General features: G+C 69.9%; 15 protein-coding genes and 1 pseudogene. 13 read left to right on the top strand and 3 right to left on the bottom strand.

Annotated elements, in window-relative coordinates; translation table 11 throughout:
- Window positions 1-11 precede the first annotated feature (11 nt).
- The 4 genes and pseudogenes from Strain318_RS00995 to Strain318_RS01010 all read left to right on the top strand — a co-directional run bounded on the left by Strain318_RS00995 (window position 12) and on the right by Strain318_RS01010 (window position 3042).
- The gene (locus Strain318_RS00995; RefSeq protein ID WP_367886675.1) at window positions 12-632 is read left to right on the top strand and encodes a DNA-3-methyladenine glycosylase family protein; all 621 of its coding nucleotides are present in this window, start codon (window positions 12-14) and stop codon (window positions 630-632) included.
- Between the two features lie 17 nt (window positions 633-649).
- Window positions 650-2020, top strand: coding sequence for a TIGR01777 family oxidoreductase (locus Strain318_RS01000; protein WP_367886676.1), 1371 nt, complete (start codon window positions 650-652; stop codon window positions 2018-2020).
- Between the two features lie 85 nt (window positions 2021-2105).
- Window positions 2106-2414, top strand: a pseudogene (locus Strain318_RS01005) (leucine zipper domain-containing protein); the annotation flags it as partial.
- A gap of 97 nt (window positions 2415-2511) precedes the next feature.
- Window positions 2512-3042, top strand: coding sequence for an integrase core domain-containing protein (locus Strain318_RS01010; RefSeq protein WP_367886677.1), 531 nt, complete (start codon window positions 2512-2514; stop codon window positions 3040-3042).
- A 23-nt stretch (window positions 3043-3065) separates the two neighbouring features.
- Here the strand turns inward: Strain318_RS01010 and Strain318_RS01015 are convergent, their stop codons facing one another.
- Window positions 3066-3479 (bottom strand): VOC family protein, encoded by a 414-nt coding sequence (locus Strain318_RS01015; RefSeq protein ID WP_367886678.1) that lies wholly within the window; start codon window positions 3477-3479, stop codon window positions 3066-3068.
- Window positions 3480-3523: 44 nt separating this feature from the next.
- Here Strain318_RS01015 and Strain318_RS01020 point away from each other — a divergent pair, with 44 nt between their 5' ends.
- On the top strand, window positions 3524-4021 hold the full coding sequence (locus Strain318_RS01020) for a hypothetical protein (RefSeq protein ID WP_367886679.1): 498 nt from the start codon (window positions 3524-3526) through the stop codon (window positions 4019-4021).
- Here the strand turns inward: Strain318_RS01020 and Strain318_RS01025 are convergent.
- Complete coding sequence (locus tag Strain318_RS01025; RefSeq protein WP_367886680.1) at window positions 4018-4455, bottom strand: DUF6526 family protein; 438 nt, start codon at window positions 4453-4455, stop codon at window positions 4018-4020. The two genes, Strain318_RS01020 and Strain318_RS01025, sit on opposite strands and share 4 nt — an antisense overlap.
- 80 nt (window positions 4456-4535) lie before the next feature.
- On the opposite strand from Strain318_RS01025, the gene msrP reads away from it, so the two are divergent.
- The 3 genes from msrP to Strain318_RS01040 are packed head-to-tail and all read left to right on the top strand — an operon-like array spanning window position 4536 to window position 7300.
- Window positions 4536-5480 (top strand): protein-methionine-sulfoxide reductase catalytic subunit MsrP, encoded by a 945-nt coding sequence (gene msrP / locus Strain318_RS01030; RefSeq protein ID WP_367886681.1) that lies wholly within the window; start codon window positions 4536-4538, stop codon window positions 5478-5480.
- Complete coding sequence (locus Strain318_RS01035; RefSeq protein ID WP_367886682.1) at window positions 5481-6131, top strand: protein-methionine-sulfoxide reductase heme-binding subunit MsrQ; 651 nt, start codon at window positions 5481-5483, stop codon at window positions 6129-6131.
- Window positions 6128-7300 (top strand): THUMP domain-containing class I SAM-dependent RNA methyltransferase, encoded by a 1173-nt coding sequence (locus Strain318_RS01040; protein ID WP_367886683.1) that lies wholly within the window; start codon window positions 6128-6130, stop codon window positions 7298-7300. The genes Strain318_RS01035 and Strain318_RS01040 overlap by 4 nt, the downstream gene beginning before the upstream one ends.
- 33 nt (window positions 7301-7333) lie before the next feature.
- Here the strand turns inward: Strain318_RS01040 and Strain318_RS01045 are convergent, their stop codons facing one another.
- Entirely contained in the window at window positions 7334-8596 is a 1263-nt protein-coding gene (locus Strain318_RS01045; RefSeq protein WP_367886684.1) for a hypothetical protein, read from the bottom strand.
- 60 nt (window positions 8597-8656) lie between these two features.
- Here Strain318_RS01045 and Strain318_RS01050 point away from each other — a divergent pair, with 60 nt between their 5' ends.
- The 5 genes from Strain318_RS01050 to Strain318_RS01070 are packed head-to-tail and all read left to right on the top strand — an operon-like array spanning window position 8657 to window position 18252.
- Window positions 8657-9376: a carboxypeptidase regulatory-like domain-containing protein gene (locus tag Strain318_RS01050; RefSeq protein ID WP_367886685.1), complete on the top strand. Its 720-nt coding sequence runs from the start codon at window positions 8657-8659 to the stop codon at window positions 9374-9376.
- A 46-nt stretch (window positions 9377-9422) separates the two neighbouring features.
- On the top strand, window positions 9423-11432 hold the full coding sequence (locus Strain318_RS01055; protein WP_367886686.1) for a protein kinase domain-containing protein: 2010 nt from the start codon (window positions 9423-9425) through the stop codon (window positions 11430-11432).
- Between the two features lie 54 nt (window positions 11433-11486).
- Complete coding sequence (locus Strain318_RS01060; protein ID WP_367886687.1) at window positions 11487-14240, top strand: 2-oxoglutarate dehydrogenase E1 component; 2754 nt, start codon at window positions 11487-11489, stop codon at window positions 14238-14240.
- Window positions 14237-16900: a PIG-L family deacetylase gene (locus tag Strain318_RS01065; protein ID WP_367886688.1), complete on the top strand. Its 2664-nt coding sequence runs from the start codon at window positions 14237-14239 to the stop codon at window positions 16898-16900. Before Strain318_RS01060 ends, Strain318_RS01065 begins: the two co-directional genes overlap by 4 nt.
- The gene (locus Strain318_RS01070; protein ID WP_367886689.1) at window positions 16897-18252 is read left to right on the top strand and encodes an NAD(P)/FAD-dependent oxidoreductase; all 1356 of its coding nucleotides are present in this window, start codon (window positions 16897-16899) and stop codon (window positions 18250-18252) included. The genes Strain318_RS01065 and Strain318_RS01070 overlap by 4 nt, the downstream gene beginning before the upstream one ends.
- Window positions 18253-18437 lie beyond the last annotated feature (185 nt).

The raw sequence follows: 18437 nt of genomic DNA on the forward strand, positions 1-18437 counted from the left end.
AACTTCCGCGCATGCCTCCACGCCACGCGAAGGCCATCGCGCACCTGAGCGCCGTCGATCCGATCCTCGGCCGCTGGATCGCGCAGGCCGGCCCCTGCTCGCTGACGCGCGAGCGCAGCGGGACCCATTTCGCCGCTGTCGCGCGTTCCATCATCTACCAGCAGTTGAGCGGCAAGGCGGCCGGGACCATCCACGCGCGCTTCGAGGCGCTGTTCGACGGACGGTCGCCGGAGCCGCACGAGGTGCTGAAGGTCAAGCACACGGCGCTGCGCGGCATCGGGCTCTCGGAGCGCAAGGCCGAGTACGTGCGCGGCCTCGCGGAAGACGTGCATCGGGGGCGGATCCCGCTCGAGCGCGTGGACGCGATGCCAGACGCCGAGGTGATCGAGACGCTCACGCAGGTGCGCGGGGTGGGGGAGTGGACCGCGCAGATGTTCTTGATGTTCCGGCTGGGGCGGCTTGATGTGCTGCCGACGCTGGACCTCGGGATACAGACCGCCATCAAGCGGCTTTATGGACTGCGCTCGCATCCCAAACCGGAGCGCGTGGCGAAACTCGGCGCCAAGTGGGCGCCTTACCGGACGGTGGCTTCGTGGTATCTGTGGAGAGTGGTGGACGATCCGCCGCAGTAGCGGCGACTGGCTCGGCGTTGCCGCGCGGCACGGTGGTGCAGCGGCGCACCGAGATGCCGGTGAGCGCCGAGGCGCTGTTCGCCTGGCACGAGCGGCCGGGTGCGTTCGAGCGCTTGACCCCGGGGTTCATGCCGGCGCGCGTGCTCTCGCGCAGCGGCGGCATCACAGACGGCTCGCGCGTGACGCTGGGCATCCCCGTCGGGCCGGTGACGACGACCTGGGAAATGGAACACGTCGGCTACGTGCAGGGCCGCGAGTTCCGCGATGTGCAGCGCTCGGGCCCGTTCGCGCACTGGGAGCACATCCACCGGATGGAGCCGCTCGGCGACTCCACGAGTGTGCTCGATGACCGCATCACGTATGCGCTGCCGTTGCCGCCCTTCGGCGACGTGGTCGCCGGCTGGTTCACGCGCGAGCGCCTCGAGCGCCTGCTGCAGTGGCGGCATGCACTGACCAAGCTCGACCTCGAGCGACACGCGCAGTTCGCCGCGCAGCCGCGGCTGCGCATCGCGGTCACGGGCGCCAGCGGATTCCTCGGCACATCGCTCTGCGCCTTTCTCACGACGGGCGGGCACAGCGTACTGCGCATCGGGCGCGGGCGCGGCAACGACGTGCACTGGGATCCGGCGCGCGGGCAGCTCGATGCGAGCGCCCTGGAGGGCGTGGACGCCGTGATCCACCTCGCGGGGTCGAGCGTGGCCGAGCGCTGGACGTCGGAGCACAAGCGCAGCATCCGCGAGAGCCGCGTGCAGTCGACGCGGTTGATCGCGCAGGCCATCGCGAAGCTCACGCGCAAGCCGCGCGTGCTGCTGAGCGGCTCGGCGATCGGCATCTATGGGTCGCGCGCCGACGAGGTCCTGGACGAGTCGTCGACGCTCGGCGACGACTTCCTGGCCGACGTGGGGCGCGAGTGGGAAGCCGAGACGCGCGCGGCGGAAGACGCGGGCGTGCGGGTGGTGCATCTGCGCACGGGCATCGTGCTCAACCCGGCGGGCGGCGCGCTGGCGAAGATGGTGACGCCGTTCCAGGCGGGCGTGGGCGGCAAGCTCGGCAGCGGTGCGCAGTGGATGAGTTGGATCAGCCGCGAGGATTGGATCGGCGCGGCGCATCACGCGCTGTTCACCGATACCGTGCGCGGTGCGGTGAATCTCGTGGGGCCGGAGCCGGTGACCGCCGCGACCTTCGCCGCGACCTTGGCGCGCGTGCTGGGGCGGCCGAACCTGTTTCCTGTGCCGGCGTTCGCGCTCAAGACGCTGTTCGGCGAGATGGCCGCGGGGACGATCCTCGCGAGCCAGCGCGTAATGCCGAAGGCGCTGCAGACGAGCGGATTCGCGTTCGCGCATCCGTCGCTGGCGACGGCGCTGCGGTTCGAACTGGGGCTGCTCTAGGTGTCGGTTCTAAAGAGGTTGTTCACTGAGGCATAACTGAGGAAGCTGGAGGTGCGAGCCACCCAACCTTCAGCCAGAGGCCTCAGTGAACATCCACAACAATGCGCGATTGACCGCCTGGGGGCGAGCCGAGCTCGTCCGCCGGGTGGTCCTCGACGGCGAGCCGGTGCGCGCCGTCGCCGCGGCCCTCCACATCAGCCCGAGCACGGCTTACAAGTGGCTGCGCCGCTTCGCGGCCGGGGGCTGGGCGGCGCTGGCCGACCGCTCCTCGCGCCCGCATCGCTCGCCGACCGCCACGCGGCCGGCGCTCATCGAGCGGATTCTCCGCCTGCGCGCGACGCGGCTCACCGGGCCGGAGATCGCGGAGCGGCTCGGGCTCGCGGTCTCGACCGTGGGCCGGGTCCTCACGCGCGCGGGCCAGGGCCGGCTGAAGGGCCCGGGGGCGACGGGCGGGCCGCGCTACCAGCGCGAGACGCCCGGCGAGCTCGTGCATGTCGACACGAAGGCCCTCGATCGCTTCGTCACGGCGGGCCATCGCGCGCACGGCAACCGCTCGAAGGTCGGCCGCCGTCGGGGGCTCGGGCAGGACCATCTCCACGTCGCGGTCGACGACGCGGCTCGCGTACGCGGCGCTGCTGCCGACACAGGACGCGGCGGCGTGCACCCGCTTCCTCGAGGCGGCGCGCCGCTGGTTTGCGCAGCTGGGCATCGCCGTCACCGGTGTGATGACCGACAACGCCAAGGCGTACACGAGCCACGCGGTGCAGGCCGCGCTGGCCGCGCACGGGATCCGGCACCTGCGCACCAAGCCCTACCGCCCGCAGACGAACGGCAAGGCGGAGCGCTTCATCCAGACCGCGCTCCGCCGCTGGGCCTACAAGAAGCCATACCGGACCTCGGCGCACCGCAACGCGGCGCTGCCCGACTTCCTAGATTGCTACAACGTCGAACGGCCGCACCGGTCGCTCGGCCGCGTCCCGCCGCTGCTCCACTTCCTCATGCAGCGTGAACAACGTCCTTAGAACCGACATCTAGGCGGGCGGGCTCAGATGCTTGTGCGTCCGATGCGCTTGAGCCACTCCGAGTGTTCCTTCTCGCCCCAGTGCGCCACGCCGATGAAGTAGCCATCGGGATCGCGCAGGTAGATCTCGCCGCTCGGGCCGTGGTCGGGATACTGGATCTCCGTGGGCTCGAGTCCCGCGTCCACCAGGCGCTGGCGATACGGCGGCAGGTCGTCGGCGTACATGTAGAACATGACGCCCTGCTTGTCGATCTCGGGCGGGTGCTCGGCGCGCAGCAGCATCACGGCGCCGCCCTGGCAGTGGAGGCGGGCCCAGCCCAGCGGCTCGCAGCGGTCGGTGTCGATGAGTTCGAAGCCGAGGGTCTCGTAGAAGCGAATGGAGCGCGCGAGGTCCATCGCGTGCAGCATGGGCGTGAACCATCCGGCGGTGGCGGCCATGACGGACTCGGGTGCGGGGTTGCCGGATATTGTAACTTTCGCCGATGCCTCTCGTGCCTTTCGATAGCCTTCCCGACGACTCCCGCTGCTGGGTCTTCGGCGCGCGCGCGCCGATCGACGAGGTGGACGAACCGCGCCTCATGGCGGCGGTGGATCGCTACCTCAAGCAGTGGAAGGCGCACGGGACGCCGCTGGTCTGCGGCCGCATCTTCCGCGACGAGCACTTCCTCGTGGTCGCCGTGGATGAGCGCGCGTCCGATGCGTCGGGCTGCTCGATCGACGGCCTCTTCCGGACGCTGCAGGAGATCGAGGCGGGCATCGGCACGTCGATGGTGGGCGGCGGCAACGTCTACTTCCGCGATGCCGGCGAGATGGTGCACTGCCTGCCGCTGCCGGAGTTCGAGCGCATGGTCGCCGAGGGCGACGCCAGCGGTGATACCGTGGTGTTCGATACCACCGTGACGACGCTTGGGGCGTACCGCGAGCGTTTCGAGGGCCCGGCCCGCGACAGCTGGCACCGCCAGCTGTTGAAGGAGTCTTAGGCCCGGAGCCAGTCGGCCTGCCAGTCCTTGATGGCGGCCTTGATCTCCTTGCCCGACTTGAACTCGCCCTTGAGCGTGCGCTCGATGAGCGCGGGGAGTTCGGCGTCGGAGGCGAAGCGCAGCGCGATCAGCTGGCGCACCGTGAGCGCCTTGCTGCGCGCGAGGAGGTCGCCGCTCAGGAGCTCCTTGAGGCGCAGGCGCATCTCGAGGCGAATCACGCGGTTCTGGACCGTGAGTACCATGATGCGCGAGGCGAACACGCCGACGGCGATCGCGGTCGCCCAGACCGCGTGGATGAGGTTCGCCTTGACCGGCTCACGAAACGCCAGGTTGATGGCGTACAGCATGTAGAGCATCGTGAGCGGCGAGGCGATGAAGTGGAACATGGGCTGCCAGGCCGTGTGGCTCTGGAACGACTGTGGGCGGGAGGACATGGGGATTGGCGAAGGTTGGACTGCGTTCGGCACCGGACGAACGCGGGAACCCAGACAAGAGTTCTGCCCTACATTCTAGTATGCCCATTCCCAAGCTTCCGTCCAGCGAGCTCACGCCCGAGGCGTGGTACCTCGACCGTCGCAGGTTCCTCGCGGCCGCCGGCGTGGCCGGCGCCGGCCTGCTCGGCGCCGCCCGCATCGCGCAGGCCGCGACGCAGGGTCAGCAAGACGCACCGCAGGCCCGCGGGACGCCGTACGGCCTGCAGCCCAACGACACGCCCACGCCGTGGGCCGACGTGACGGGCTACAACAACTTCTACGAGTTCGGGACGGGCAAGGAGGATCCGGCGCGCAACGCCGTGAACTTCGTGCCGCGGCCGTGGACCGTGAAGGTGGACGGGCTCTGCGACAATCCGGGCGACTTCCAGTTGGAAGATTTCCTCAAGCCGTCGCGCGTCGAGGACCGCATCTACCGCATGCGCTGCGTGGAAGCGTGGTCGATGGTGATCCCGTGGCGCGGCATCCCGCTGAAGGACGTGATCGACCGGGCGCGCCCGCGCGCGTCGGCGAAGTTCGTGGAGTTCACGACGTTGATGGACGCGCGGCGCATGCCGGGGCAGCGTTTCCCGATCCTCGACTGGCCGTACGTCGAGGGCCTGCGGCTCGATGAGGCGCGGCATCCGCTGACGCTGCTGGCGACGGGCGTCTACGGCCGCGACCTGCCGAACCAGAACGGCGCCCCGCTGCGGCTCGTGGTGCCGTGGAAGTACGGCTTCAAGGGCATCAAGAGCATCGTGCGGATCCGCTTCACGGAGCGGCAGCCGCTGAGCTCGTGGGAGAAGTCGGCGCCGCAGGAGTATGGCTTCTACGCCAACGTGAACCCGCAGGTGGACCATCCGCGCTGGAGCCAGGCGACGGAGCGGCGCATCGGGGAGTTCCGCCGCCGGCCGACGCTGCCGTTCAACGGGTATGCAGACCAGGTGGCGTCGCTGTATTCGGGGCTGGATCTCCGCCGGAACTACTGAGTGGCGGCGGCGAAGCCACTCGGCGGCATCGAGCGCCAGCCGCGGGGCTTCGGCGTCGTGCTGATCGTCGCGGCGACGGTACCGGCGCTGTGGTACGCGTGGGCGATCTACTCGGACTTCGCGCTCGGGTCGCGCTATCTCGGGTCCGATCCGATCAAGGCCGCCGAGCATGCGTACGGCGCGTGGACGCTGCGCGCGCTGCTGGCCACGCTTGCAATCACGCCACTGCGCCGCCTCACGGGCTGGAACTGGCTGGCGAAGCATCGGCGCGCGCTGGGGCTTTATGCGTTTTCGTACGGCGTGCTGCACCTCTTGGTGTGGGCGATCATCGACGTGCAGCTCATCATCGATGACCTCGTCGGCTGGGACGTCGTGCAGACGGACCTCTTGAAACGGCCGTTCATCACCATCGGCATGCTGGCGCTGCTGCTGATGTTGCCGTTGGCGGTCACCAGCACGAAGGGCATGATCAAGCGGCTTGGGAAATCGTGGGTGAAGCTGCACCGCTTGGTTTACGTCGTTGCGGTCCTTGGCTTGATCCACTTCTTCATGGCGGTGAAGCTCGATTGGCGTGAGCCGCTCGTGTACGCGCTGATCCTGACGGCGCTGCTCGGCTGGCGCGTCGTCGACGCACGCCGCCGCACGACATGACCTACGACGCATGGGCCGTCGCGGCACCGGGCCTCGAGCCGCTGCTCGAAGCCGAACTGCGCACGTTGGGCTTCGCCGACGCGGCGGCCAGCACGGGCGGCGTGCGCTTCGCCTGTGATGCGAGCGGCCTGGCGCGCGCAAACCTCCAGTCGCGGCTCGCGAGCCGCGTCGTCGTACGACTCGCGACGTTCAAGGCGCTGGCGTTCCACGAGCTCGAGCGTGCCGCGCGGCGCGTGGAATGGACGCGCATGCTGGGTCCGAACGCGAGCTACCGGCTGCGCGTCACAGCCAAGAAGTCGCGGCTCTACCATTCCGACGCCATCGCGCAGCGCGTGGCGGAGGCGATCGAACGGGCGGTGCCGGGTGCGCGGCGCGTGGACGGGCCGGCGAAGGATGAGGACGAGCCGCTCGACGACACGCCACATGCGCTCGGCGTGGCCGCCGATGCGGCGAGTGCGCAGCTGTTCGTGGTGCGGTTCGAGCATGACCGCTGCACGGTGAGCGCCGACAGTTCCGGGGCGTTGCTGCACCGCCGCGGATATCGGCAGGCGGTGGCGAAGGCGCCGATGCGCGAGACGCTCGCGGCGGCCATGCTGAGCGCCGCCCGCTACGACGTGCGGCAGCCGCTGGTGGATCCGTTCTGCGGGTCAGGGACGCTGTTGATCGAGGCGGCGATGATGGCGCGGCGTATCGCGCCGGGGTCGTGGCGCAGCTTTGCGGCCGAGCGGTGGCCCGAAGTGCCGGCTGAGGCGTGGGCACGGCAGCGCGCACAGGCCGCCGAGCAGGTACTGCCGAAGGCGCCGGCGGCGATCATCGGGGCCGACCGCGATGCCGGCGCCGTCGCGGCGGCGATTGCCAACGCCGAGCGCGCGGGCGTGCGCGCCGACCTCGAGGTGCTGCAGCGCCCGCTGGCGGCGACGCAGTTGCCGCCGGGCCCGGGGCTGCTCATCACGAATCCGCCCTACGGCGTGCGCGTGAGCGAACGCGGACCGCTGCGCGACCTGTACGCGACGCTGGGCCGTGTGCTGCGCGAGCAGGGGCGTGGCTGGCGCTTCGCGATGCTCAGTGCTGACCGTGCGCTCGATGGGCACACGGGGCTGCGGTTCACCGAGCGGTTGCGCACGAGCAACGGTGGGATTCCGGTGCGCGTGGTGGAAGCGCAGGGCTAGGCGGGCGTCGCATGCGCGACGCCCGCCCATGCCTCAGAACTGAAAGCCGACGGCGAGGTTGATGTGATGGGCCTTCTGCCGCGCCGCGTCGCGATACGCGGTCCGGATGCGGCGGTACTCAAGGCCGAAGAGCAACGGGCCTGTCGGTGTCCACTGCGCGTGCAGCGCATCCACGTCGTTGCGGATCCGCGCCGAGACCGCGGGCACGTCGTCGACGTTCGCGGCATCCACGCCGCTACCGATGCCAAGGACCCAGCGCGCGTTCGGACGCAGGTTGAGCTGGCCCCAGCCACCGCGCGCGCGCACGGGACGCCCGTCGTCCGAGAACCCCTGGCCGATGCCACCGCCGCCGAGACCGCTGAGGAGCTGGCCATCGAAGGCCTCGCCGCGGAACTCGAAGATGCCGAGGAAGGGCACGCTCGCGCTGACGGCAATCGCCTCACTGTGCCGTTCCACCGAGTCCGCCTGCGCCCTCGCGCGGCCGCGATGCACGCCGATGCCGACCTCGGCGGCGGACTCCTCGCTGCCCCAGCGGGCGCTAAGTCGCGCCTGCAGCGACGGCATGCGCGAGCGTTCGGCGGCGTCGAAGCTGGTGTTGAAGGCGGTCTGTGCGGTGATCGGCGTGGGTGCGAGCACGGCGCCTTGGAAGGCGACGCGCACGGCGCCTGGTGATTCGACGGTCGCGCGGATCTGCGGCAACCACAGCCAGAGATTGCCCGCGGTCGTGAATCCTGGCGTGCCGACCGACGCGAGACTCACGGGATCGATGTCGGCGATCAATGGCGTCTCCTGCCCCGCCATGAGCGTGACGCGATTCCACGCCAGCGTGGCGCGTGCCGTCCGTAGGCGCAGCAACGGGAAGTGTCGGCCGCCCGTGCTCGCGACCTGGCCGCCGAAGAAGTCCACGTCGAGGTCGCCGGTGAAGTGCGCTCCGACGACGTCCGGGGCGGTGACGGCGAAGCCGAGCATCGTCTGGCGCATCGTGATCGTGCCGCCGCCCGGTCGTTGCTCCGGCAGTGTCGCGGCGGCGACGAGCGGGACATCCACGTTGTTGGTGCGGCCGCTCGTGAACAGGGAGTTCATGAGCACGCGCCCGCGCAGTTCCAGCGCCGCGCGCGAGCGGGTGCGCACCGCGGTGCCCGCTTCAGTGGCGAGCTGCTCGCGCAGCATCTCGATGGTGGCTTCGAGGTCCTCGAGGCGCTGCCGCAGGGAGTCGACGGCCGGTGGAGTCGGATCCTGCGCTTGCGCCGGTGTGACTGACGTCACGAGCGCGAACGCGAGGGCTGCGCCGCGCATTATGTTCTGGGCAGCGTGCGCCGAGCGCGCGCGGGCAGGTGTCGACCGGAGGGACGCGTGATGCATCGAGACGGATCCACGAAAGGCGTGAAGGTGCGGCGACTGGCCCTGCTCTGCGGAGCGCTGCCGGCGCTCGTGGCGTGGGTATCGCGACCGGCGACGGCGCAGGGTGTCGTCGAGGGCCGCGTGAGCATCACCGAGCGCGCGGGTGAGTCGACGGAGGACCTCGGCAACACCATTATCTACCTCGTGCGCAGCGGCAGTGCCACCGCGCGGCGTGGCGCGGCCGACGCCACCATCGCGATGAACGGCCGCGCGTTCGTGCCGCGCGTGCGTGTGGTGCCGGTGGGCAGCAAGGTGAGCTTCCCCAACCAGGATCCGTTCAGCCACAACGTGTTCTCGACGTCGCCGTTGGCGCGCTTCGACCTCGGGCTGTATCCGTCGGGGCGCTCGCGCGACGTGACGTTCCGGCGGGCGGGCGTGGTGCCGATCTACTGCAACATCCATCCGCGCATGACCTCGTTCGTGCTGGCGGTGGATACGCCGTACTACACGCAGGTCGGCGAGGACGGGCGCTGGCGCATCCCGAACGTGCCGGCGGGCGAGTATACCGTGCACATCTGGCATGAGCGCGCGACGCCGGTCGAGCGGCCGCTGACGGTCGTGGCGAGCGGCAATCCGTCGTTCGACGTCACGCTCGACGCCCGCGGCTTCCGCTTCGTGCAGCACCGCAACAAGTTCGGTCGCGAGTACGACCGCAGCGGCCCCAACCGCTACTAGCGCCTCCTCGCCGCTGCCCAGCGGTCCCCCTTTCGCCCTCTCCTCCGTGGCTTCGCGCGGCCTTTCGCTTTCGGTCAAGATCTTCATCGGCATCTCGGTGGTCGTGCTCGTCGTCCTCGGCGCGACGCTGGCGATCACGGCGCGCTCGGCGCGCACGGCGGCCGAGGCGAGCGTGGCGCGCGTGGGCGCCGCGGCGCAGCTCGCGCTGGACGCCCAGATCGGCGGTCGTTTCAAGGGGCTGATCGGTTCGGCCCGCACGTTCACGAACAACGGCGTGTTCCGGGACCAGGTGCGGCAGGGCATCGTCGCCGACCTGTTGGACCAGGCGAACGTCGCGGCCGACGCGGTGGGCGCGGATTGGGTGCAGATCACGGACGGGCAGGGTACGCGGCTGGCGAAGAGCGACGATCCCGACGCGCCGGCCGAGTCATTGGCGTCCTCGCCGTCCATCGGCGGCGCGCTCGAAGGCAACGAGATCGACGCGTTCGGCATCTGGGACGACACGCTGCTCTTCCAAGCCGCCGTGGTGCCGATCGAGGACAACGGCGTGGTGTATGGCGCGCTGATGGCGGTCAGCTACATCACCGACGAGTTCGCCCGTCAGGTGAAGCAGTCGGCGGCCGACGCCGTGGATGTGGTGTTCTATGCCCTCGATGACGCGGGCGTCCCGCACGTCAACGCGTCGACACTGGACCGGGCGGACCTGACGCCGGCGCTGCTCGAGAAGCTCCACGGCGTCGCCAGCGCCGAGGGCGATGTGATGCGCGCGGATGTCGACATCGCCGGCACGGACTACGTGGCGCTCGGTGGCATCCTCCAATCGGCCGGTGGCGCTCCGCTGGGTGGTTACGTGCTGCTGCGCAACCGCGATGCCGAGTTTGCGCTGTTCCGGCAGTTGGAGCGCACGATCCTCCTGAGCGGCGCGCTTGGCCTGCTGGCCGCGTTCCTGTTCTCGCTCTTGGTGGCGCGCTGGGTGACGCGGCCCGTCACGAAGCTCGCCGACGCCGCGATGCGCGCCTCGGACGGCGACTACAACGCCGAGATCACCGCGGCGTCAAAGGACGAGATCGGCGCGCTGGCCTCGGCGTTCCGCCGCCTGCTCGGCGACTTGAAGGAGAAGCAGCAGCTCGTGGAGTTCCTTTCGGGCGCCGGAGACGACGCCAAGACCGTGCAGCTCAACGCCGCTGCGCTGACCGGGACGCAGGCGAATCGCGCGGCGGCGGCGGGGCTCGTCCCCGGCAGCACCTTCGCCAACCGCTACGAGGTGAAGGAGATTCTCGGCCAGGGCGGCATGGGCACGGTGTTCAAGGCGGTGGACCGCGAGCTCGGCGAGGCGATCGCCATCAAGACGCTCAAGCCGGACTTCCTCAAGGAGGATCCGACGGCGCTCGAGCGGTTCAAGAGCGAAATCCGCCTCGCGCGGAAGATCTCGCACCGCAACGTCGTGCGCACGCATGACATCGGCGAGCGCGACGGCCTGTACTTCATCACGATGGAGTACGTCGAGGGCACGTCGCTGAAGCAGCTGATCCGCTCGCGCGGCAAGTTGCCGATCGCCGTGGCGCTGAGCGTCGGCAAGCAGTTGGCGCGTGCGTTGGAGGTCGCGCACGAGCAGGGCATCATCCACCGCGACATCAAGCCGCAGAACATGGTGGTCGAGCCCGACGGCGTGCTGAAGGTCATGGACTTCGGCATCGCGCGACTGGCCTCGCGGCCGCAGGAGAGCGGCGTGACGCAGGCGGGGGCGATCATCGGCACGCCGGAGTACATGGCGCCCGAGCAGGTGACGGGCGAGCCGGTGGATCAGCGCGTGGACATCTACGCGATGGGCGCGGTGCTGTACGAGTGCGTGACCGGCCGCACGCCGCTCACGGCGGACACGCCGTATCAGATGATTGCGCGGCTGCTCGAGGACACGCCGGACGCGCCGCGGGCGTACAACGCGGAGCTGCCGGCGGCCTTCGACGCGCTGATCGTGCAGATGCTGGCCAAGAAGGCGGATGCACGGCCGCAGACGGCGCTCGAGGTGCACGACCGGCTGGCGGAAATCGGGTAGCGATTCCGCCTCGGCCGGGCCGGATTCCGCGCGCGAAATCATTAGATTTGGGGCATGGCACAGGACACGCCCCCCATCGCCAGCGTCTTCAACGACGCTTACGCCGCCGAGCAGTTCGAGCGCTACCGCCAGGACCCCGCGTCCGTGGAGGAATCGTGGCGCCAGTTCTTCCGCTTCGCCGAAGAAGCGATGGGCCGCGGCCCGTCGTCGGGCGGCGGTGACGACTACGCGCGCATCGTCGCGGGCGCGGCGCGCTACACGACGGCCATCCGCTACTACGGCCACATGGCGGTGCAGCTGGATCCGCTCGGCAGTCCGCCGCCGGGTGCCGAGGAGCTGACGCCGGAGTTCCACGGCATCACCGAGGCGGAACTCGAGCTGGTCTCGGGCGCCTCGCTGGGCTGGCCGCATCTCGCCACGGCGAAGGACGTGGCCGAGCGGCTGCGGAAGCGTTACATGCGCCACCTCGCCGTGGAAGTCGGGCACCTCGGCTCCGACGAGGAGCGCACGTGGTTCCGCCAGCTCTTCACGGAGGAGCAGCTGACGCGGCCGCTCACGGTGGAGGAGAAGCAGCAGGTGCTGCGTCGCCTCACGGAGGTGGACGGCTTCGAGCGCTTCCTCGGCCGCACCTTCGTGGGCTACAAGCGTTTCTCGATCGAGGGCACGGACGCGCTGGTGCCGATGCTCGACACGGCGATCAGCGAGAGCGCGGCGCATGGGGCGGAGCACGTGGCGATCTCGATGGCGCACCGCGGCCGCATCTCCGTGCTCGGGCACGTGATGGGCAAGCCGCTGCCGCACATCCTCGGCGAGTTCCAGGGCAAGCACGGGCATCTCGCGGATGCGTCCACGGGCGACGTGAAGTACCACCTCGGCTTCGAGAACGTGCGCGAGGTCAACGGCAAGCGCGTGAAGCTCTCGCTGGTGCCGAACCCCAGCCACCTGGAGATCGTGAACCCGGTGCTGCAGGGCGCGGCGCGCGCATGGCAGCGTGACGCGCAGGACCGTGCGCAGCGTGACGAGAGCAAGGTGGTGCCGGTGTGCATCCACGGCGACGCGGCGTTCCCGGGCGAGGGCATCGTGCCGGAGACGTTCAACCTGTCGCGGCTGCGCGCGTACCGCGTCGGCGGCACGCTGCACATCATCGTGAACAACCAGATCGGCTTCACCACGGATCCCATCGACTCGCGCTCGACGCACTATGCGTCGGACATCGCGAAGGGCTTCGAGATGCCGATCATCCACGTGAACGCCGACAACGCCGAGGCCTGCGTCGTCGCGATGCGCATCGCGGTGGCGTACCGCGCGCGCTTCAAGAAGGACTTCTTGATCGACCTCGTGGGCTACCGCCGCTGGGGCCACAACGAGGGCGACGAGCCGACGTACACGCAGCCGCAGCTCTACGAGAAGGTGAAGGCGCATCCGACGCCGCGGCAGGTGTTCGCCAAGCGCATGGTCACCGAGGGCGTGGTGACGGAGGCGCAGGTGGAGGCGCTCGATAAGGACGTCGCGGCCGTGTTCCAGGCGGCGTACGAGGAGTCGAAGGCCCCCGACGCGCCGCATCACCCGCATCCGGTGGAGGCGACGTCGGCGTCGGCGCCGACGGCCGTCGCGGCGGACCGGCTCAAGGGCTGGAACGAGGCGCTGCTCACCTACCCGAGCGACTTCACGCCGCATCCGCGGCTCGCCAAGCAGCTCGAGCGTCGCCGTGAGGCACTGAGCGGCGAACCCGCGATCGATTGGGGGCATGCGGAGCAACTGGCCTTCGCGAGCATCCTCGCCGAAGGCACGCACATCCGCATGAGCGGCCAGGACGTGGAGCGCGGGACGTTCTCGCACCGCCACGCCGTGCTCAACGACGTGAATACGGGCCGCAAGTACGCGCCCCTCGCGGCGCTGCCGAATGCAAAGGGCACGTTCGAGGCTTACAACTCGGCGCTGAGCGAACTCGCCGTCCTCGGCTTCGAGTACGGCTTCAGCGTCGCGGCCAAGGACACGCTCACGCTCTGGGAAGGCCAGTTCGGCGACTTCGCGAATATGGCGCAGCCGATGATCGACCAGTTCATCGTGAGCGACCGCGCGAAGTGGGCGCAGGACTCGGGGCTGGTCATGCTCCTCCCGCACGGCTACGAGGGCCAGGGGCCGGAGCATTCGAGCGCGCGGCTCGAGCGCTTCCTGCAGATGTGCGCCGAGAGCAACATGCGCGTGGCGTATCCGAGCTCGCCGGCGCAGTACTTCCACATCCTGCGTCGCCAGGTGAAGCTGGCGCGGAGACCATTGGTCCTCATGCAGCCGAAGTCGCTGCTGCGCCTCGCGCAGGCGTCGAGCACGGTGAAGGACCTGAGCGAAGGCGCGTTCCGTCCGGTGATCGACGACCCGAAGGGCGCCGAGAAGCGGCAGGCGGTGAAGCGCCTGATCTTCTGCACGGGCAAGGTCTACTACGACCTGCTCGCGGCGGGGATCCCGGAGAGCGTGGCAGTGGTGCGGGTCGAGGAACTGTATCCGTGGCCGCACGAGGAGATCGCGCGCACGGTGGACCTGTACCCGCACATCGACGAAGTCGCCTGGGTGCAGGAAGAGCCGAAGAACATGGGCGCGTGGACCTTCGTGGCACCGCGCCTGCGCGTGTCGACGGGCAATGCGCTGGTGATCCGCTACTACGGCCGTCCGGAGCGGGCGAGCCCGGCGGAGGGCTATCCGTCGGCGCACACGGAGGAGCAGACGCGCATCGTGACCGAGGCGCTGTCGGCGCCGGTGCGCCACACGGGAGCGCGTCGCGTGACCGCGATGTCGATGAAGGCTCCGTGAGCGTGCGGCGACTGCGGGCCGGCGCGCGGGCTGCGCTGGCCGGCTTCGCGCTCTCCATGCTGATCGCGCCGCGCCTTGCCTCCGGGCAAGAGCGCGGCGCGCCGGCGTTGGACCAGCTGCTCCGTGGCATCACGGTCACCGGGCGCGTGCTGATGATCGCGGCGCATCCCGACGACGAAGACACAAACCTGCTCGCGACGCTGGCGCGCGGGCACCAGGTGCATGCGGCGTACCTCTCGCTCACGCGCGGCGACGGCGGGCAGAACCTCATCGGCAACGAGTTGGGCGAGGCGCTTGGCGCGATCCGCACGGAAGAGCTGCTCGCGGCGCGTCGGGTGGACGGGGCGCAGCAGTACTTCGCGCGGGCGTATGACTTCGGCTTCTCGAAGAACGCCGAGGAGACCTTCGAGCAGTGGGATCGCGAGGCGCTGCTGGGCGACGTGGTGCGCGTGATCCGCAGCTTCAAGCCGCACGTGGTGGTGAGCGTGTGGTCGGGGACGCGCGCGGATGGGCACGGGCATCACGAGGCGGCGGGCCTGCTGGCGCAGGAGGGCTTCGACGTGGCCGGGGACACGCTGCGTTTCCCCGTGGCATCGCACGGGACGCCGTGGACGCCGGCCAAGCTGTACTACGGCACGCGCACGCGGCCGGCGCCGCTGATGCTCGCGGCCGGCGCGTACGATCCCGTGCTGGGTCGCTCGCCGGCGGAGATCGCGGCGGAGAGTCGCTCGATGCATCGCTCGCAGGGCTTCGGTGCCGTGCAGCGGCGCGGGGCGGTGAATGTCGGCCTGCGTCGCCTGAAGACGCGCGTCAACGACAGCACGCCGGCGGAATCGGAGCGCACGCTGTTCGACGGCGTCGATACCGCGTTCGCGCGGCTGGCACGTCTGGCCGGTGGCCGTGCGTCGGCGCTGGCCGGCATTCCGGCGCGCATGGATTCGCTGCGGCGCGTGGTGGACCTGCGCGAGCCGGGGCGCATTGCGCCCGGGTTGGCGCGGGTCGTCTCGACGCTGGAGTACCTGCGCACGGCGGTCCCGCAGTGTCCGCTCGTGCCGGCACCGGCAGCGACGACGACCTGTGATGCCGAGTTGATCGAACTCGACGCCGCGCTCGAGCGCAGCCTGCAGCGTGCGCGCGCGGCGCTGGCGCAGGCGGCCGGTGTGCTCGTCGAAGCGACGGCGCGGCAGGAACTCGTGGCGTTCGGCGATGCGGTGCAGATGGTGGTCACGGTCTATAACCGGGGGCGCGACACGGTGGAGCTGCGGTCGATCGCCGCCTCGGGATTCCCGCCGCAGCGCTTTCCGCGCCCGGTGCCGATCGCACCGGGCCGCGACACGGTGCTCGCCGCGCCGGTCACGGGCCTCGTCGACCTCCGCCCTTGGTGGGTCGGTACGCGGCAGGGCACGGCGATGTTCCGCGACCAGGAATCGGCTGGCGATGGCCTCGCGCGCGTCACGATGGGGCCGGCCACGGCTTCGGTGCCCGCGGTGAGCGTGGCCGAAGACGTCCGACGCGTGACGGATGTCCGCGTGGGGGTGATGGTGGCGGGGACGGAGACGATCGTCGATGCGGGCCCGGTGGTGTACCGCTTCGCCGATCCGGTGCTCGGCGAGCAGAATCGTCCGTTGGGCGGCGTGCCGCCGATCACGATCGCGCTGGACCGCACGCTGGAGTACGTGCGCGCCGGCGTACCGCTCGACCGCCGCCTCCGCGTGACGGTGCGCTCGCACACGGAGCGCCCGCGCATGCTGCGGTTCCGGACGCTGATTCCGCCCGGCGTGCGCGGCGAAGGGTTGCCCGATTCGCTGCTGCTCGAGCCCGGCGCGACCTCGGAGCTCTACATCACGCTCAAGGGCCAGCTCGCCGCGGGGCGGCACGAGTTCGGCGTCGGCGTGGAGAGCGAGGGGACGATCTTCGTCGAAGGGTTCGCGACCATCGAGTATCCGCATATCCGCCCGCAGCGGATGTACCGGCAGTCGGCGGCGTACCTGCAGGCGGTGCCCGTGAACATCCCGCGCGGCTTGCGCGTGGCCTACGTGCGGGGCGTGTCCGACGCGAGCGCCCCCGTGCTCTCGCAGCTGGAGATCCCGCTGACGACGCTCGAGGCCGACCAGCTGCCGTTGCTCGACCTCACGCAGTACTCGACGGTGGTCATCGGGCCGCGGGCCTACGAGACCAGTGCCGAACTTCGCGCGGCCAATCCGCGTTTGTTCGAGTGGGTGCGCGGCGGCGGCACGTTGGTCGTGCAGTACGGCCAGTTCGAGATGGCGCAGCCGGGCATGATGCCGCATCCGGTGGAGTTCTCGCGGCCGGCGGCGCGCGTCACGCGCGAGGACGCGCCCGTGCGGGTGCTGGATGCGCAGAGCAAGCTGCTGCGTTGGCCGAACCGCATCACTGACGCTGACTGGTCCGACTGGGTGCAGGAGCGCGCCCTCTATATGCCGAGCACGATCGACGAACGCTATCGCACGCCGTTGGCGATGCAGGATCCCGAGGAGCCCGAGCAGAGCGGGGCGATCCTCGACCTGCCGATGGGCCGTGGGCGCTACGTCTACACCTCGCTGGCGCTGTTCCGGCAACTGCCCTCTGGCGTGCCGGGCGGTGCGCGGTTGTTCGTGAACCTGCTGTCGGCGGGACTTCCCGAGGGAGGGGCACGATGAACGCCGCGAAGCCGAAGGCGCGGGTCGTCATCATCGGCGGTGGGTTCGGCGGCCTCAACGCGGCGCGTGCGCTGGCGAAGCGCCGGGACGTCGAAGTGCTGCTGATCGACCGCACGAACCACCATCTGTTCCAGCCGTTGCTGTACCAGGTGGCGACGACGTCGTTGGCGCCGAGTGACATCACCGCGCCGATCCGCTGGGTGCTGCGCGAGCAGAAGAACGTGACGACGCTGCTGGGCACGGTGGAGAAGATCGAACGCCGCAACCGCTCGATCCGCGTGGTGGGCGAGCCGGAGCCGGTGCACTACGACTATCTGATCGTGGCGCCGGGGACGCGGCACAGCTACTTCGGCAACGACGGCTGGGAGCGCTGGGCGCCGGGCCTGAAGAGCGTCGAGGACGCGCGGCGTATCCGCAAGCGCTTCCTGTTGGCCTTCGAGCGCGCGGAGTGGGAAGAAGACGAAGCCGCGCGCAAGGCGTTGTTGACCTTTGTGATCGTCGGCGGTGGTCCGACCGGCGTGGAGCTCGCCGGCGTGTTGCCGGAGATGTGCCGAGTCGCCTTCCGTCCGGATTTCCGGCGCATCGATACGTCGATGGTGAAGGTGATCTTGCTTGAAGGCGGTCCGCGCATCCTGCCGGCGTTCCCGGAGCGTCTCTCGCAGCGCGCCTGCCGCGACCTCGAGCGGCTCGGGGTCGAAGTGCGCGTGAACACGATGGTCACGGACATCACCGAGCAGGGCGTGCGCGTGGGTGAGGAGTTCATCCCGACGCAGTCGGTGTTCTGGGCGGCGGGCAACGCAGCGTCGCCGCTGGTGAAGACGCTCGACGTGCCGCTCGATCGCTCGGGGCGTGTGTTGGTCGAGCCGGATCTCTCGCTGCCGGGCGATGGTCGCGTGTTCGTGGTCGGCGACGTGGCGGCGGTGAAGCAGCCGGATGGTCGCTGGGTGCCGGGCGTGGCGCCGGCGGCGAATCAGATGGGCAAGTGGGCGGCAGGCAACATCCTGCGTCAGCTCGATGGCGAATCGTCGCGGCCGTTCCGCTACTTCAACAAGGGCGACCTCGCGACGATCGGCCGGCACAAGGCGGTGGCGAGCTTCTTCGACGGCAAGCTGCAGTTCCGCGGGTACATCGCGTGGTTCCTGTGGCTGTTCGTGCACATCGCGTATCTCGTGGGCTTCCGCAACCGCATCAGCGTGCTGCTGCAGTGGGCGTACAACTACATCTTCTTCGAGCGCGGCGTGCGGTTGATCACGGAGACGGAAGACGCGTCGATGTCGCGGCATCCGGCGACGCAGGGGCGCACGGGGGAATACCATGCGCGGGCTTCTGATTCCGTGGCGGGTGGAGGCTGAACGGCAACTGATGCCACGGAGGCACAGAGGCACGGAGGTTGCACGGAGGACTGCAACTGCTTTTCACCACGAAGGCACGAAGACACGAAGGACGTGTGGTGGGAGCTACTGCAGTGGCCGGGTAGTGCACGGCCAACAGCAACAGCGAACGACTTAGGGGGTCCGCACCGATGTTTCGGCGCGGA

The sequence above is a fragment of the Pseudogemmatithrix spongiicola genome (assembly GCF_030623445.1).
GTDB classification, from domain to species: domain Bacteria; phylum Gemmatimonadota; class Gemmatimonadetes; order Gemmatimonadales; family Gemmatimonadaceae; genus Pseudogemmatithrix; species Pseudogemmatithrix spongiicola.